The following is a 17,775-nucleotide window of genomic DNA, read 5'->3' as shown; positions in this document are numbered from 1 at the left end:
CCCCTTAATCCTGACGGTAACCAATGGCTGCCGGACCCCGGCCGCTGACACCATGATGAATACGGGCATTTTGTCCGGCTTCATACCCCTGATAACGTGCTGTATCCGCCCCGCGGCAGGCTTTCAGTTCACGGGTTGTGACTGTTTTCATACTGCGGCTTTCCAGCCAGTGGCTCATCACCTGCTCCTCCTCGCTGCTGATGTCAGTTGCCGATATCACCTCACGCACCCCACATACCCAGCCGTCACGGAACTGCTCCGCTCTCGCCCGGCGTGTGGCCAGTTTCAGCCGCTTACTCTGGGTTTTGAGATAAGAATTTGTGGCATCTTTCAGCTGGCGCGTCAGCACATCAAAGGCATAGGCTGCTATCTCAGGTTTTTCACTGAATCCGTAAAAGGTTACCGAACGGCGATACCCGGCAGAGGTCTGACGCCATGAGTAATAAGCGCGGCAGCCAAAGGCATGACAGACGCCCCGGACAAGGGTCACCATCCATTCCGGAACTTTTTCAGCATCCGAAGGGGCCGTGCGGGAAGACGCCTCGCGCACAGATGTAAGACTGGCGTCAAGCTCGCTGATACCGTATCTGGCCATCAGCTTCTGGGCACGCTGCAGGGCCAGTCCTGCCTCATGGGCATTACTGTTGCTGCGGCCCAGCTTCAGCAGTTTCCTGACAAGATTCAGCAGTCGCAACTGTCGCTGTGAGTTATTCATCACTGTTATCCTCCCCGTACGTCAGACCGCGTTGCAGCTCCCGAAGACGGCGCATAACGCGCATCAGGCGCAGCAGTTTCAGAGCATCTTCATCTGTCAGTGCAGGTGCTTCCCCCTCACCCGGGCCGCCGGTGAAAAGCTCCGGCAGACCACACACTCCTGCCGCAGGATGCAGCGCAGGCGCTTCGCCGGTCAGGCCCAGCAGAAATGCGGCGGCTTCAGAACACACCTCACCTGCCCCGACGTAACCGGCAGACATGTCATTGTCGCGTTGCGGAAGAATTTCATCTTCGCAGCCAAGGACCTCACCCAGCTCCCAGGCCAGACGAAAAGCGGTATTCTGCAGGTGTTCGATATCGTCCTGATGGGCCGGCACATGCCAGATGCTGTCATTAGTCACTGGCGCGTCATCCTGCAGGACAACTTCAGGTTCTGGTGTTAAAAGAGAAAGCAGGCCATCCTCCCCATTGTCCTCTTCTCCACCATTCTCTTCTCCGTACCCATCGGAGAGGGTAACCAGCCCGCTAACATCCCCGCTCTCACCTGAAATGACCGGCGCGGCACCGTACATATCTGGCTGAACCTCATGCCGGGGGGGCTGTTTATCCAGTTTTTCAGGTGGGGTATTATCCGGGGCGGGCGTTACCGGCTCTCCTGAGATTTCACGACGTGGACTGGAGAAAGGCTGCGCGACCTCAACAGACTTCTGCGCCGGTGTGGCCTGACCTGCAGAGTCAGCGGTGACGAGGCTGTTTACGGGAGGGATGGACACCGGTTCTGGATCGCCGAAGTGATGTCTGCGGTTACGTTCTTTAGGATCCAGTTCCATCATCCAGCGGTCATAATCCAGCTCCGGATGGGGCAGCGCATTCAGTAAATCACCAATTAATTCATCGCGAAACATCTCAAGAGACCACAGTTCCGGTGAGTTGAAACGGCCACAACACTGGCCAAAAACGTCGCTGAAGGATTTGTCGCCTGTGTCTGAAATCAGGCAAAACTCATCCCACACGCGTTCAGCATCATGCCGGAGCGCCAGCAGCGCCGTTATCTGAGGCCTGCCGAGCCCGGACTCAAGCAGGTCTGGGATCCACGGAAAAAGATATTTCAGTGCATCTTCCATACGGCTGATAGTTGAATTATGTACCGGCAGACCTTCACGGGTCAGAAGCTCTGACAACTGTCGTAAAGAGACTGGCTTTCCTAACTGCTCTTCATATATAGAGCGGGCTTTGTGGATCCCCTGCGCTTTTTCAATAAAACTCAGTTCCCCGCGCACTTCATTCTCTGCCAGATGGCCGATAACACACTGCAGCCGTCCCGGCCACGGCTTGAACAACACATGGACACGGAAAAAACGGTCTTCTCCGGTCTCCTGCCACAGTTCTGACAGGATCTGATAACGTGTATTACCACCGTCGCTGAAGATGTACATATCGGGCTCACCATCCGGGTCACGGGTGACTTTGGGTACGGTGTCCAGCCCGCGCGAACGGATGGAAGCCTTGATATCGTCATAACGCGGATTGCGTGATGTTCGCGGATTATCAGGATTCGGGCTTAACTGGTCGAGCGTCAGGACCATGGGCATTTCAGCCGCCGGCATGACGCTGATATTGCCGGCCGCCTGCGACTGGCGTCCGGGCTGCAGCATGGCAGCCCCCACATTAGAACTTTTACGGCTCATGCCTGTTTCCTCCCGCTGCGGTAACCGAAGTCATAGCTGCCTTCCTGAAACTCCGAAAAGAGGGTATAACGCCCGTCAAATTTGACTTTCACCGTGCCGGTTGGCCCCTGCCGCTGCTTGCCGACAATGATCTCAGCCACCCCGGCATCAGGAGTGCCGGGGTTATAAACCTCATCCCGGTAAATAAACATGATGAGGTCTGCATCCTGCTCAAGCGCACCAGAGTCACGCAGGTCACCATTATTAGGGCGTTTATCGGCCCGCTGCTCCACCAGGCGGTTGAGCTGGGAAAGCGCCAGTACCGGACAGCCCAGCTCTTTACCGAGCGCCTTAAGCGAGCGGGAAATTTCCGCTATTTCCTGCGTGCGGTTTTCCTGCTCGGGGGAGCGGACAAGCTGCAGATAGTCCAGCATGATGAGAGAGGGTCTGCCGTATTTGCGGACATAGCGACGGGCGCGGGCGCGCAGTGTAGCCGGGGTCTGGTAGCTGGTATCATCAATGATCAGACGGTTTTTCCATTCAATAATGCGACCGGTAGCCGCTGACACGCGAGCCCAGTCTTCATCATCCATGTTGCCGCTGCGAAGCCGGGACAGTTCCACCCGGCCTTCCATCGCCAGCAGGCGCATCATCAGCTGCTCTGAGGGCATTTCAAGACTGAACACAAAGACGTGATCGTCAGGTTTTGCGCCCACGGCCGCGGTGCAGGCGGCCATGGCCAGCGACGTTTTTCCCATGGAAGGACGGGCGGCCAGCAGGGCCAGATCGCCGGGCTGGAGACCACAGGTCATCGCGTCCAGTTCACTGAAACCGGTCGGTGTGCCGGTGAGGCCGTCACTGGCGGACATACTTTCCAGATGCGTCAGCAGTTTATCCAGCGCCTCGTTAACGCCGGTCTCACTGTTGAGCTGCATGGCTCCCTGTTCGGCAATGTTAAACAGCTTACCTTCGGCCGACTCAAGGATGCCGGCCGAGCTGGCTTTCGGGGCCTGCACATCGGAAAGAAGACTGTTACCCACTGTCATCAGCTGCCGCAGGCGGCTTTTCTCCGCCACCACGCCGGCGTAAGCAAGGATATTGGCTGCAGACGGCGTGTTTTTACTCATTTCAGCCAGATAAGCAAAGCCGCCACACTGTTCAAGGTCGCCTTTGTTCTCCAGCCGTTCCGTAATAGTGATGAGATCGAGCGGTAGCCCTTCTCCGGCCAGCTCGGCCATGACGCGGAAGACCATACGGTGCGGCCGGGAAAACAAATCTTCCGGGGAGATTTGCAGTATCACCTCATCCCACCGGTCGTTATCAAGCATCAGTCCGCCCAGTACGGCCTGCTCAGCCTCATAAGAGCAGGGCATCATCATCTCAGACATGACGCACCTCCCGGGTCAGAACGTCACTGAAATGGCTCTGCCACTCAGGGAACAGTTCACACGCGAGGTCGTGCATGGTGACGGCTGCGGCCGGACCTTTGCGGCGTGTTTTGTATTCCAGACGATGCACGGGCTGCTGCTTGACGTGCCCCAGTTTGAAAATATCCAGCGCCTCGATACGGGTATTGAGTAAACGATAAACGTCACGGTTGCCCAGCGCAGAGGCGTCGTAATGTTTTTCGTTAATGATGGCGGCAAGACCGTCCATTGCTTCACGGTCAAGCAGAGTGTTTTCGATACAGTTGACGAGAATGGAAATATCAGGAAGGCGGATACCGTAATTTTCATAGGTTTTCAGGCGGGTAAGCATGTGAAGGGAGCCGCGGATAAATTCACGGACATCCGGAAGGATGGGTTTAACAACGCCCATCACATTACCGGTAGAGGACAGGAGGGAAAGCTCAGTCATAACGCCTGTTGCGCCTTTAGAATCCACAATAATGGCGTCATAACGGTTAAAGAAAGGATGCTGAAGTATGTTACGCAGGCGAAGACGGCCATCTGCAGCGTGGAGCATCGCGGTCGGCAACAGTTCGTCCGGGTCGTTTGAGTAGATGACATCGAGATTTTTTATGGCGGTCTGCGAAATGCATTGCGTATGGTCACTGACCATCTGCATCAACAATTCATAGAGACCGAATGGGGATTCATGCTCCAGCGCGAAGATACTGCTGGCTGTGGGCTGGGAATAGTCTGCATCCACAAGAAGGGTATTCAGGCCAGCATCGGCAAGAAAACCGGCAAGGTAAGCAGCAAACGTGGATTTGCCTTCTCCACCTTTGGGAGAGATAACGGGAAGTATTGTCATTTTGCACATCCAAAACAATGGTTTGGATGTATGCGTTAGCGATTATTCACATCTCTGTAACACAAAGGCAAAAAATTTAACTTTCCGGCAATGGGATTGAAAATCCCCGTGTCCTTGGTTCGATTCCGAGTCCGGGCACCACTTCTTCAGAAAACCCAGCCTATGGCTGGGTTTTTGCTTTTCTGCATCCGAATCTTTATCAGCCAAATTCGCTGATTCAGCCTCTTAAAGTGCGTTCAGCACTTCCGCTTTCACCGTTTTTATCGCCTGCTTCATCTGTTTAAGCTGCTTGCGCAGGGCTTGCACTTCATCGCCGTCAGGAATAAGTACAATGCAGTCTCCGGCAATCTTCACTGTGACACCAGTACCGGTGTAGAAGCCAGCGTCTTTGAGCCATTTCCCGCTCAGGTTAAGAGCTGGTGTGCTGGGGCGGTTCTGGTTGGGAACATAGCTGACGGTGTAGCGGCGCTCGGTTTTGCCGGTTTTTTCGGATGATGGGTGAGTTGGGGTGGGAATCGTTGCCATGTGGGCATCCTCCTGTAACGGGTTAAACGTCCGCCACAGGAGAGGTCAATCTCACGGGTGGCGGAGCCAGACGGGGTTGACCTTACCGGCGTTACAGGGAACCGGCGCATCTTGCGACGCCCCCGCCTGGCCCACCATTGAGGTGTAGCCGTGCGTACGACATATTTTACGACGTTAGCACGTCATATGTCGCCCGTAACATTCTATCAGAGAGGTCAATCCCGACACCTGATTTTGCAGGTGCGTGTAGAAAGTACCGCTATCGTTAACCCGCCGCAATCCGCTCCCGGACTTCCTGAAAACGCGATGGTTATTCTGGAATCCCCCTCGCAAAATCCTCTGCAACCCCGCCGTTTTCCGTTACCCTGGTGCCGCAGGCACCCGGCAGATCAACACCCCACCCAGGACTCCCGTATGCTGCTGGCGACCCAGCACTCATAACACGGCGGGTCATCATACCTTCGAACGCTGACGTTCGGCATAATCTCGCGCTAACCATATTGCATATTCCATGCGAGGAATCGCAGCCTCCAGAGCAAAAAACTTTGCCCCGGGACAGCTGTTAACTTCGAAAATCCACAATTTTCCTTCTCTATCAACGCCAATATCAATACCGAGTGCATCAATCATAAACTCTGGATACAGAGACTGAAATTTTGCAGGGAATGATTTCGCCAGCGCTCTTAGGTCATTGAGAATCTGACGGCCTTTGTCCTGCCCAAACTGTACAGTCAGAAAAGAGCTTGCACTCGCCATGCTCCCACCTGCTGAAATATTAGAAACAATGGTATCTCCTGCACCAATTCGTGCATAGATCTTCACCAACTTCCATCGGGCTTCTGCCCCTCGTCGGACATGAATCCGAATATCGAAAGGAAGTCCATGGCTGCTTCGACTCTCAACATATTTTTGCAGAAGGTAGTGCTTTTCTCCGATAACATCATGATAAAAATTCGCTAAATCAGCGGTGCTTAACTCACTTACCTTACCGCAGTGATTAACCCTAACCCCCCCCTCAATGCGCTCAAAGTAACTTACATTCGACCCTTGAGATCCGCGCATTGGCTTAATAACAAATCTCTCGAAGAACCCTGCTGCATGAGTAAAATCAGTTAATGTATTAATAGAATAATCAGGGATCAATAACTCTTCGTAGATACCAGCTTTCTTTATCCGGTTGAATGTGGTCAGTTTGCCGCCTAATAAATGCATGGTGAACGGCGCATTCTGAGTAAGAACAGAAAAAATGTCCTTGCGCCTAAGAGAGCGCTCGTCATTTTCAATGACATCAGGGAAATCACTAACGATAGTTCGCCATTGACCATCAACATAATGTAATGCATTTATTTTTTTCTTATTTATATCAACGTCGTCAGGTGTAAAATATATCAATTTCGCATTTTGCATTGCAGCAGCGTGGGCATTGGCTACAATGGCATTACCCGGGCGGCCTGCGCTTCGGATCATCCCTACGACGAGTGTTTTTTTTGTTGATACCCGTTGTTCATCCATTCATTTATTCCTTTTCCGGCACAAACAATTAATTATCCTTAGCCCATTATCTGCATTAGGCCTTACGTTTTATGCATTCTGAGCTACAACTTTTTACTAACGTGTAATATCCTAAACCAGGGTTATATCAGGATAATGCATCATATATTAAGCAAACTACTGCGCGTGCTTGCACAAAACAATAATCATAGTGGTATGCTGAGTAAATAGTTTCTCGATAAGGATGTTCTGGCAAGACAAGGAGAATAAATGCCCCTCAACCATTTACTTGCACATATCCGGCTCCAGGTTGACAAACTGGCAATTTCCGCGCAACCGTCCCCCTTTCCCGGCTATATCCTTTTCCTGAGCGCTAGCAATGGTGAGGAACGCGCCTATACCGCCTATGCCTGCGGCAGCACGCTCGATGAAGCCTGGCAGCGCGCGGCGGACGATTTACAGCTCTGGGAAAACCAGCAGCCACGCTCTTTACTCTGGCTACGCGCCGATTTTGTCGACAAAATTCAGACCCTGCGCTGGGACGAACTACAGGATAAATTTGGCAAAACCAAGCGTAACTACTTTCGCTTTGGTCTGAGCCTCACGCCTGATTTCCAGCGTCCCATTCTCGAACAGGAAATTTACGCCAACGCACTGCTGTATCACGGTAGTGAAGGCGTTGCGACACCCAATGCGACGAATCTGGCGCACTACGCACGCTGGCGTTTCGGCACCGCACTGAGCTGGCCGGATAAACCAGAACAGCTTATCTGGCGTTTCACCACCCGCAGCCTGTTCTGCGATGGCAAGCAGGTGTACCCCATCGAATCCAATGGTCGCAATTCCGGCTATCGTCAGCTGTCGCACTGGCAGGAAGAGGCGCTCGATCCGATGATCTTCTCCGCCAGCGACTATCTGGCTCGTCAGGTGAAAAACTCGGGGCGCTACCATTACGGTTGGTTCCCCTGCTTCGACCGCGCGATCCCAACCTATAACGCTCTACGCCACGCCAGTTCAACCTACGCGCTGCTCGAAGGCTGTGAAGTGACGCAAAATGAAACCCAGTTTGCGGCGATTGAGCGCGCGCTGCACGACCTGTCGAGCGAACTTATCGAAACGCGCCGCCTGCCGGACGGCAGCAATGCTGACTTCCTGATCGACACCGGCGGCGAGATTAAACTTGGCGGCAATGCGGTCTCTATTCTGGCGATGGTCAAGTACACTGAGCTGACCGGTGACGAACGTTATCTCCCGCAGATGCAGCGACTGGCTAACGGCATCGGTTTTATGCAAAAGCCGGAGACCGGCGGCTTTAATCACGTTCTGCACGCCGCCGATCTGTCGCTGAAAGCCGAACACCGCATCATCTATTACGATGGGGAAGCCGCCTTCGCGCTGATGCGTCTGTACGGCCTGACAAAAGCGCCGCGCTGGCTGGCTATCGTTGAGCGCGCCATGGATCACTTTATTGCGCAGAAGCACTGGCAGGCTCACGACCACTGGCTAAGCTACTGTGTAAACGAGTTAACGCTGTATCGTCCGCTCGAACGCTATTATCAGTTCGGTCTGGACAACGTACGCGATCATCTGGACTTCGTGATCAACCGGGTCACTACCTATCCGACGCTGCTCGAACTGATGATGGCGGCGTCGCGCATGCTAAGCCGTCTGGCAACTTCCGAGCATCGTCACCTGCTGGACGGGTTTGATCTGGAAAAATTCAACCTGGCGCTGGAGACGCGTGCGCGCTACCTCGCGAACGGCTTTTTCTGGCCGGAGCTGGCGATGTTCTTCAAAAATCCGTCCCGCATCGTGGGCAGTTTTTTCATTCGTCACCACAGTTTCCGGGTGCGGATTGATGATGTAGAACACTACCTTTCCGGCTATGTCGCTTACCGAAAACACTGGCGTCATCAGCATGACAAGACGACATAACCCCCTCATGATGAGCGTTTCCTGAATGAAGCGCTTGCGGGATATTGTTCGTCCCTTTATCTGGAAACGCTGGCTGTCTTTGTTTCTGGCGCTGCTGCTATTGGTGCCGCCCGAACTGGGCGCAGGGTGGGATTTCAATACCATCAACGAACGGACGCAACGTTTGTATGGCCCCGCGACGCCAACGGCCCAGCGCAATATCGATGCCTGGGAGGCGTTGCTTAAGCAGCCCACGCAGGGCAATATTCAAGCCACCCTGAACCGCGTGAACCAATTTTTTAATTCGCGCATCCGCTTTGTGGACGATATAACGGTGTGGGGGCAAGAAGATTATTGGGCGACCCCGGTGGAAGCCCTGCGTAAAGGCGCGGGAGACTGCGAAGACTACGCGCTGGCCAAATATTTTACCCTACGTGAATTAGGTGTTCCGGCAAGCCAGCTGCGGATTACCTACGTTAAAGCATTACAATTAAATCAGGCACATATGGTTGTAACATGGTATTCGACGCCGGACGCTATTCCGCTGGTTCTCGATAACCTGAAGCCCGCCATATTACCCGCCACCGCCCGCAGCGATCTGCTCCCTGTTTATTCCTTTAACGGGGAAGGTTTATGGATCCCGCAGGCCAGCGGCAGCAAGCGCGTTGGCGACAGTAAACGACTTTCACGTTGGCAGGATCTTCTCACCAGGATGCGTGCAGAAGGGTTTGTAATTAATGAATAGGAAGCGGTCATGTCCCTTTATAAACAGCTACTGATTGGCATCTGCCTGTTTACGCTGACGATCTTCTGCGGCAACTTTTTTGCCACGCTGGAAAGCTCGCGCGAGCAGTATCATAACCAGCTGAGCGCGCATGCCCAGGATGCCGCCACGGCGCTCGGCCTATCGTTGACCGCACATATCGACGACCCGGTCATGACCGAGCTGATGGTGAACTCCATTTTCGACAGCGGTTACTTCTACCGCATTCAGGTCGTGGATATCAAAACAGGTAAGCCCATCATTGAGCGCCAGAACATCCCGCCCAGCGCCAATGTGCCTGGCTGGTTTGCCCGTATAGTGCATCTGAACCCCGGCCAGGGCGAAGCCATCGTCATGCGCGGCTGGACGCAGGCCGCGCGCGTAGAGGTGGTCAGCCACCCGATGTTTGCGCTGTCGCGTCTGTGGAGCAGCCTGGTCGCCAGCTTCCTGTGGCTAACCGGCTGTAGCGTGTTGTGTATCCTGGGCGCGATGTTCCTGTTGCGCCACCGTCTGCGCCCGCTGAACTACATCGTGGAACAAGCCACCGCGATCAGCCGCCGCGAGTTCCTGAGCCTACCTGCGCTGCCGAAAACGCCGGAGCTGCGTCGGGTGGTCGAAGCCACCAATATGATGGTCACCCAGCTTAAAGCGCTGTTTAGCGAGCAGGCTCAGCGCACCGAAGTATTGCGACAGGAAGCCTATAACGATAGCCTTACCGGTCTGAACAACCGTCGCGCGTTTGACATAAAATTCCAGACCCGCCTCAGCGATGAGGATCACGCCGACGGCAACCTGATCCTGCTGCGTGTGCAGGACTTGATGGGGCTTAACCAGCGTCTTGGCGGTGCCAGCACCGATAAATTACTCAAAGCGGTGGCCGATATTCTCAGCAGCCTCCAGCAGCGCTTTTTCCACAGCGAAGGCTTCGTCGCCCGCGTACGCGGCGGTGAGTTCGCGATTATCACCGACCCCGTCCTTCCCACTGAGATGGAAAGCTTCGCAAACTCGCTGAACACGCAGCTGAAGGCGCTCTATGAAACGGGTTTGAGCGACGTAAACCCGGTGGCACATTTTGCTGAAGTCGCTTTCCACTATGGTGACACACCGCAAAACCTACTGCGTCAGGTGGACCAGATTCTGGTGGCCGCAGAAGCGGATATGCGTACCTTCATCGACCCGGAATTGGCCGCCCAGCAAACGCCAGATGACGACCACCACCACTGGCACCAGCGCCTGACGGAGATTCTGGATAAAGAAGCCTTTGAGCTGTATTCGCAGCCCGTGTATGAGTGCAATAGCAAACACGTTGTTCTGCATCGTAAAATTCTGGCGCGTATTAAAACCGCAGAGGGCGAAATTATCCCGGCAGGTCGTTTCATCCCCTGGGTTCGCCGCCTGGCCCTGGGACGCCGTATGGACGTCGTTATGCTCAAACAAACGCTGCGCGCGATGGAGAGCACCACCCACGCTTTTGCGCTCAGTATTAGCGGCGAAAGCGTCGCGGACGACGACGGGTTGAACGCCCTGCTCCAGCCGCTGAAAGCGGCGCGCCACCTGGCATCGCGCCTGACCCTCGAGCTGGATGAAAACGAACTACCGGAGCCAGAACGCGTCAGCGTGCTGGTGAAAAAACTACAGGAACTGGGCTGCGGCCTGGGAATTCAACATTTCGGCGGTCGCTTCCATCTGATTGGCAACCTGCCGCAGTGGGGGCTGGCGTGGATTAAGGTCGACGGTGGCTATATTCACCACATCAATGAAGAAGAAGATAAAAAACTCTTTATAGAAGCTATTTATTGGGCGACACGCCAGATCAATGTCCCCCTTATCGCCGAACGTGTGGAGAACGAAGGCGAGCTGGCCGTGCTGGAGAAAATTGGCCTGTATGGCGCAATGGGCCGCTATTTTAGCGATGCCAGCACACTACAATAATTTTCAGGAGAGCAGCCATGCATTTTATTGAACGCGATGGTGAAGGACGGATCGTTCGGGTTGAGGCCGCTGAATTCAGCGGTATGACAGAGCAAAGCGCGGAGACAACCGCAGAGATTGGCGAATGGCTGAAGGTGGAAAGCCTACGTACGGCCACGCTACAGCGTTTGCAGCAGAGCGACCTGGATATGGTCCGCGTGCTGGAAGACCTCATTGAAGTGCTGATGAGCAAAGGGGTTATCAGCATCACCGACCTCCCGCCAGCAGCACAAAACAAACTGTTAAACCGTGCACAAGCGCGTCAGACGCTGAGCGGGTTGGAAGGGCTCATTGGCGATGACGAGGAAAGGCTAATATAACCCAATAATTAAGCTGACTATTTAAGGCGCATTAATAATGCGCCTTAAATATCATTAGCGCTCTAACCATTGATATTTCCCCTCCTATATTTAGCGGCTGCTTACCGCCATACCGGATTAAAACAACATTAAAATCAAAGAATAAATCCTCAATTCGTCCTATCTTAGGACAAAGATACGACCTATCGTCGGTCACGGGTGTATTACAGCGATCGAAATATCAGTACTATTAATCAATCTAGCTGAAATCCCCTTCATAGTTCGGCGATAACAAAACGATAAAAAATATTACAGCGGAAACGGAAAACACCGCGCAAGACCAATGGGAGAGTAAGATGAGCGGTATAGCCGGAACAATTAAAGCGATTATCGGCCAGGTCTTCGCCATTTCACCAGATGGAACCCGACGCCTGCTCGTTGAGGGCGATAAAATTCTCAGCGGCGAGCAAATTGAAACGGGCGCTAACGGAGCCGTTACTCTCGCTCTCCCGGATGGAAAAACGCTGGATCTCGGCCGCGACAGCCACTGGGCTGGCAGCCACAGCATCACCACCACGCCTGCGGCACCGGACACCACGGATATTGCCGTCATTCAGCAGGCCATTGCCGACGGCCAGGATCCGACACAAATTCTTGAGGCTACCGCCGCAGGCCCACAAACCACCACCGGCAGCGGTGAACCCGGTGCTGGCGGTGCCCATACTCACGTTATCCTGGATCTCACCGGCGAACGAGTCGATCCCACCGCCGGATATCCGACAGAAGGTATAGATTTCCCCAATACGCCATTAGAAGAGGAACTGACGTTCCTGGATCGATCGGATGCAGTGGACGAGGGTGACTCTGATTCCGACAGTGACTCCGATACTGACAGTGACTCTGACTCAGACAGCGATTCGGATTCGGACAGTGACTCCGACTCTGACAGCGATTCAGACTCAGACAGTGATTCAGACTCCGATAGTGACTCCGATTCCGACAGCGATTCGGATTCTGACAGCGACTCCGACTCCGATAGCGACTCTGACTCCGATAGCGACTCTGACTCCGATAGCGACTCTGACTCCGATAGCGACTCTGACTCCGATAGCGACTCTGACTCCGATAGCGACTCTGACTCCGATAGCGACTCCGACTCCGATAGCGACTCTGACTCCGATAGCGATTCGGACTCCGACAGTGACTCGGATTCCGACAGCGACTCGGACTCGGACAGTGACTCTGATTCCGACAGTGACTCGGATTCTGACAGCGACTCCGACTCTGACAGCGACTCAGACTCGGACAGCGATTCAGATTCTGACAGTGATTCTGACGCCGACAGCGATTCGGACTCCGACTCGGACAGCGACTCGGATTCTGACAGCGACTCGGACTCCGACAGCGACTCCGATTCAGACAGCGATTCCGATTCAGACAGCGATTCCGATTCAGACAGTGACTCGGACTCCGACAGTGACTCGGATTCCGACAGCGACTCGGATTCTGACAGCGATTCGGATTCCGACAGTGACTCGGATTCCGACAGCGACTCCGACTCGGACAGTGACTCTGATTCCGACAGTGACTCGGATTCTGACAGCGACTCGGATTCCGACAGTGACTCGGATTCCGACAGCGACTCCGATTCCGACAGCGACTCCGATTCCGACAGCGACTCCGACTCCGACTCCGACTCCGACAGTGATTCAGACTCGGACAGCGACTCCGACTCAGACAGCGACTCAGACTCTGACAGCGACTCAGACTCTGACAGCGACTCAGACTCTGACAGTGATTCGGATTCCGACAGCGACTCGGATTCGGATAGCGACTCGGATTCCGACAGCGATTCGGATTCCGACAGCGATTCAGACTCAGACAGTGACTCCGACTCTGACAGCGACTCAGACTCGGACAGCGATTCAGATTCTGACAGTGATTCTGACGCCGACAGTGATTCAGACTCCGATAGTGACTCCGATTCCGACAGTGACTCGGATTCTGACAGTGACTCGGATTCTGACAGCGACTCAGATTCTGACAGCGACTCCGATTCCGACAGTGACTCAGATTCCGACAGTGACTCGGATTCTGATAGCGACTCCGACTCCGATAGCGACTCAGACTCTGACAGCGACTCAGACTCTGACAGCGACTCAGACTCTGACAGCGACTCAGACTCGGACAGTGATTCGGATTCCGACAGCGATTCGGATTCTGACAGCGACTCCGACTCTGACAGTGACTCGGATTCTGACAGCGACTCCGATTCCGACAGTGACTCGGATTCTGACAGCGACTCCGATTCCGACAGCGACTCAGATTCCGACAGTGACTCGGATTCGGATAGCGACTCGGATTCCGACAGCGATTCGGATTCCGACAGCGATTCGGATTCCGACAGCGATTCAGATTCCGACAGCGATTCGGATTCGGATAGCGACTCCGATTCCGACAGCGACTCGGATTCGGATAGCGACTCGGATTCCGACAGCGATTCGGATTCCGACAGCGATTCAGACTCAGACAGTGACTCCGACTCTGACAGCGACTCAGACTCGGACAGCGATTCAGATTCTGACAGTGATTCTGACGCCGACAGTGATTCAGACTCCGATAGTGACTCCGATTCCGACAGCGATTCGGATTCTGACAGCGACTCCGACTCCGATAGCGACTCTGACTCAGATAGCGACTCTGACTCAGATTCCGACAGCGACTCTGACTCAGATAGCGACTCTGACTCAGATTCCGACAGCGACTCGGACTCCGACAGCGATTCAGACTCAGACAGTGATTCGGATTCCGACAGCGATTCGGATTCTGACAGCGACTCCGACTCTGACAGTGACTCGGATTCTGACAGCGACTCCGATTCCGACAGCGACTCGGATTCTGACAGCGACTCCGATTCCGACAGCGACTCAGATTCCGACAGCGACTCCGATTCCGATTCCGATTCCGACAGCGACTCAGATTCCGACAGCGACGCCGACAGTGACGCGGACGCCGACAGTGATTCCGACTCCAATGTCACCCTCAACGTCAACGTGACCGCGACGGAGTCATCGAAAGTCACGCAGGTAAACGGCGGCAGTAAAGATCCAAGCGGAAATGGTTTTGACGTCGATAGCAACGGAATGATCGTCGCGGTTGGTGCTAACGTGGTGGTTTGGGTTTCCGCGGGGGATATTGGAAAATACGTTTCCAGCGATATTCCTGCTGAAAATATTCACGTTTACGACCAGGGTAATGCTCAGGGTAACGAAGGTAAAACAGACATCTTCGTACTGCATGAAGACAGTACCTATACCCAAGGTGATGGTACACAGCATTCAATGAACGCGGTGAATGGGAATCGGGAACCTGTATCGAGTAACGCCAACGATTACATCTTTGTTCCCGGATCATCAAGCTGGAGCTCGTCTGCGGGTTCGGCTAACGTCAATAACAGCATCAACTATTACGAAAGTGTGAACGTCACCATTAACGGTAAAACATATGGTGGCAACAACCGCGTGAGTGAAGTCATCTCCGGCGATGGGAAAGAAGGTCTCGATCCTTCACACCCGGATACCCATACCACCTGGCAGTATGAGCTGAATATTGATGCGAATCTCGATGGTGCGGCGGGTAACGACCATATCTCGTCGATTAAACTCACGGGCCTGCCGCCGGGTACGACGATCAGCTACAACGGCGAAGATTATACGGTTGATGCAAATGGCAATGTGGTTATCGATATCACCGGCGATAGCAACCTGGATATCGATCTCACCTTTACCTCATCGACGCAGATAGACGATCTCGGGTCGATCAAAGTGGAGATCACCACGGAGGTTGATGGTTCATCGCACTCGTCAGGCGATATCGATGCCAACAGTGGCGACCACACGATCACCCTCGCTGGCGACGAAGATCATCACACAGAGAGTGACTCCGCAAATCTGATGACTGCGGATGACGACGTGCACCATGCCACAGCGGATCACGTCGATACGACAGACACAGCCGATAGCTCGCAGGACAATGTATCTTATAATCATACAGATACGGCTGGATCCGTCGATAATACGGATAACAGTGCCAGCATCGATCAACCTGAAGAGACAGGTTCGGTGGAACAGCCGAACGAAGAGTCAGCTGCGGATCAGATTGAAGAAGATAACGCTTCTGACCACAGCGGAGACGCTAACTCGACCGCTTCTGCAGACGGAACAGATACCGCGGACGATAATGCAGCAACGGATCAAGATACTTCAACCTTGCTGGTTGACCACGATGATCTCGACCTGAGCAATGTCGATCAGGATGCATCGCTGACGCAACCTGCTGAAGAAAACCCAGAAACATCGCTCACTCTTTTGTTGGATGATATCGATAGCCAGCTGAACGGCGCCGATACCGCACAGAGCGTGGAAACACCAGCAGACAGCTCAGCAGCGGCCGCCGACAACGGTGAGCCAAATCAGGTGAACGTTATCGATCTCAGCGACATTATTCATGATGACGCCAAAGATCTCAGTTCACTCATTCAGGTTGCTGATTCGGCTGGCAACGACCCTGCGGCAGGGCACGTTCAGGATGTGCCAGCTGAAAGTTCGGGTGGAAACAGCGGAGAGCATTGGGGTGCACATGAGGCGGCCGAACTGGATAGTCTTATTGCACAACCGGATACGGATGCTTAATACAAAGGGGCTAGCATAAGCTAGCCCCTTTCTTTTTCACTAATCAATACATTCTAAAAACCAACGTCTATAAGATAATCTTTCTTATCTATTTTTTATACCAGATGGTCTGAAATAGCTTATTGCCACCTAAAAAACACCTACAACAAAGCGATTATAAATACGAAACCACGTCATTTTAATAGAAATAATTTATTCCACATATTAACTCGTTAAATTCATTAATGAATCACCCAAATAAAACTCAAACATCCCAAATGAGACATCCCATTTTGATAACAAGATAATCTTATGTATTAGAAGTCATATTGAAATTAAAATCAGCCGATACACAAGTATCAGACAACCTCATTTATTATCAATGAGTTATAAAAATAATACAAAAATTCCGTTTAAAACAGCTTGCCGAAAATATATTTCTTTCAATATCAATTGGTTACTTAGAAACCCCATTATAAAGCCACTTCATCATTTACTCACCACCCGAAAATAATCACATCCTAATTTCTTTACAGAAAATTCCCACTAAAACGACATTAAAATCAAAGAAACCGTTCTTTTTGCATATTACCTTACCACTATAGCCAATTTTTATTTACCAGACCTCGTCTCCATGAGGGACTGGAATACTATCAGCACACACACAAACGTATTAGCCACAGTGTTTTGTGTTGCAGATGCTGCCATGGAGCCAAGTAATACACCACAACTCTATGAGCCATGAACAAATGGAACCGTTCACGTAAGATTAAGAGGAGTAAGATATGGCTGATGTAACCGGAATAATAAAAGCGATTATAGGACAGGCCTTCGCTATTTCACCTGACGGAAGCAGACGCTTACTGGTGGAAGGGGACAAAATTTTTGCCGGCGAACAAATTGAAACAGGTGCCGATGGCGCAGTCACGGTAAGCCTGGCAAATGGCAAAAATCTCGATCTTGGGCGCGATAGCCTCTGGGACAGCGCAAGCATCTCCCCTACTACGACTCCTGAAACCACTCCTACTGACGTCGCAGCAATACAGCAGGCTATTGCCGATGGTCAGGACCCGACCCAAATACTTGAAGCCACCGCAGCAGGCCCGCAAACCATCGTTGAAAGCGGTGGCGCCCCTGGCGTCGGCGGTTCACACACACATGTGATACTGGATCTGACCGGTGAAGTGGTCGACCCTACCGCTGGCTACCCTACGGAAGGCCTGGATTTTCCCGATACGAATATTGAAGAAGAGATTACGATCCTCAATCCTGCTGACCGTACTGTAACCGGTGATGATACCGATGCAGATGCTGACAGCGACTCGGATTCTGACAGTGATTCGGACTCCGACAGTGACTCCGACTCCGACAGTGACTCCGATTCCGACAGTGACTCCGATTCCGACAGCGACTCCGATTCCGATTCCGATTCCGATTCCGACAGTGACTCCGACTCGGACAGTGATTCGGATTCCGACAGCGACTCCGATTCTGACAGCGACTCC

The 17,775-nt window shown here is 53.0% G+C and carries 11 protein-coding genes and 1 pseudogene; 6 read left to right on the top strand and 6 right to left on the bottom strand.

The genetic code is table 11. From position 1 onward, the window contains the following. Nucleotides 1-4: 4 nt before the first annotated feature. From M989_RS15360 to M989_RS15335, 6 genes are all read right to left on the bottom strand, one after another. Nucleotides 5-715, bottom strand: coding sequence for a DUF2786 domain-containing protein (locus tag M989_RS15360; RefSeq protein WP_006777721.1), 711 nt, complete (start codon nt 713-715; stop codon nt 5-7). Beyond that, on the bottom strand, nt 708-2,402 hold the full coding sequence (locus M989_RS15355) for a ParB family protein (protein ID WP_042949265.1): 1,695 nt from the start codon (nt 2,400-2,402) through the stop codon (nt 708-710). The genes M989_RS15360 and M989_RS15355 overlap by 8 nt, the downstream gene beginning before the upstream one ends. Continuing rightward, nucleotides 2,399-3,769, bottom strand: coding sequence for an SPI-7-type island replicative DNA helicase (gene dnaB-PI, locus M989_RS15350; protein WP_006777718.1), 1,371 nt, complete (start codon nt 3,767-3,769; stop codon nt 2,399-2,401). The genes M989_RS15355 and dnaB-PI overlap by 4 nt, the downstream gene beginning before the upstream one ends. Continuing rightward, nucleotides 3,762-4,637 carry a ParA family protein gene (locus tag M989_RS15345; RefSeq protein WP_006777717.1) on the bottom strand — a complete coding sequence of 292 codons (876 nt, stop codon included), beginning with the start codon at nt 4,635-4,637 and terminating at the stop codon, nt 3,762-3,764. Before M989_RS15345 ends, dnaB-PI begins: the two co-directional genes overlap by 8 nt. 225 nt (nt 4,638-4,862) lie before the next feature. Further along, nucleotides 4,863-5,162, bottom strand: coding sequence for a SymE family type I addiction module toxin (locus tag M989_RS15340; protein WP_064546781.1), 300 nt, complete (start codon nt 5,160-5,162; stop codon nt 4,863-4,865). A gap of 453 nt (nt 5,163-5,615) precedes the next feature. Beyond that, nucleotides 5,616-6,674, bottom strand: coding sequence for a YheC/YheD family protein (locus tag M989_RS15335; RefSeq protein WP_064546779.1), 1,059 nt, complete (start codon nt 6,672-6,674; stop codon nt 5,616-5,618). Nucleotides 6,675-6,923: 249 nt separating this feature from the next. Between M989_RS15335 and M989_RS15330 the strand changes: the two are divergent. The 6 genes and pseudogenes from M989_RS15330 to M989_RS25590 form a co-directional block, all read left to right on the top strand. Next, a pseudogene (locus M989_RS15330) lies at nt 6,924-8,558 on the top strand (Mur ligase); the annotation flags it as partial. A 55-nt stretch (nt 8,559-8,613) separates the two neighbouring features. Then, nucleotides 8,614-9,312 carry a cysteine protease LapG gene (gene lapG / locus M989_RS15325; protein ID WP_064546774.1) on the top strand — a complete coding sequence of 233 codons (699 nt, stop codon included), beginning with the start codon at nt 8,614-8,616 and terminating at the stop codon, nt 9,310-9,312. A gap of 9 nt (nt 9,313-9,321) precedes the next feature. Beyond that, nucleotides 9,322-11,262 carry a cyclic di-GMP receptor LapD gene (lapD, locus tag M989_RS15320; protein ID WP_064546772.1) on the top strand — a complete coding sequence of 647 codons (1,941 nt, stop codon included), beginning with the start codon at nt 9,322-9,324 and terminating at the stop codon, nt 11,260-11,262. A 17-nt stretch (nt 11,263-11,279) separates the two neighbouring features. Continuing rightward, a complete protein-coding gene (locus M989_RS15315; RefSeq protein ID WP_064546770.1) occupies nt 11,280-11,621 on the top strand; it encodes a hypothetical protein in 342 nt (113 codons plus the stop codon). 335 nt (nt 11,622-11,956) lie between these two features. Further along, on the top strand, nt 11,957-16,291 hold the full coding sequence (locus tag M989_RS26525; RefSeq protein ID WP_209438770.1) for a retention module-containing protein: 4,335 nt from the start codon (nt 11,957-11,959) through the stop codon (nt 16,289-16,291). 764 nt (nt 16,292-17,055) lie between these two features. Then, the coding region (locus M989_RS25590) for a retention module-containing protein (RefSeq protein WP_157093560.1) at nt 17,056-17,775 on the top strand (720 nt) is incomplete at its 3' end.

This window comes from Kluyvera georgiana ATCC 51603 (assembly GCF_001654985.1).
GTDB lineage: Bacteria > Pseudomonadota > Gammaproteobacteria > Enterobacterales > Enterobacteriaceae > Kluyvera > Kluyvera georgiana.
Note: the sequence above shows the minus strand (reverse complement) of the source record. Positions and strands in the feature narration are given on the sequence as shown.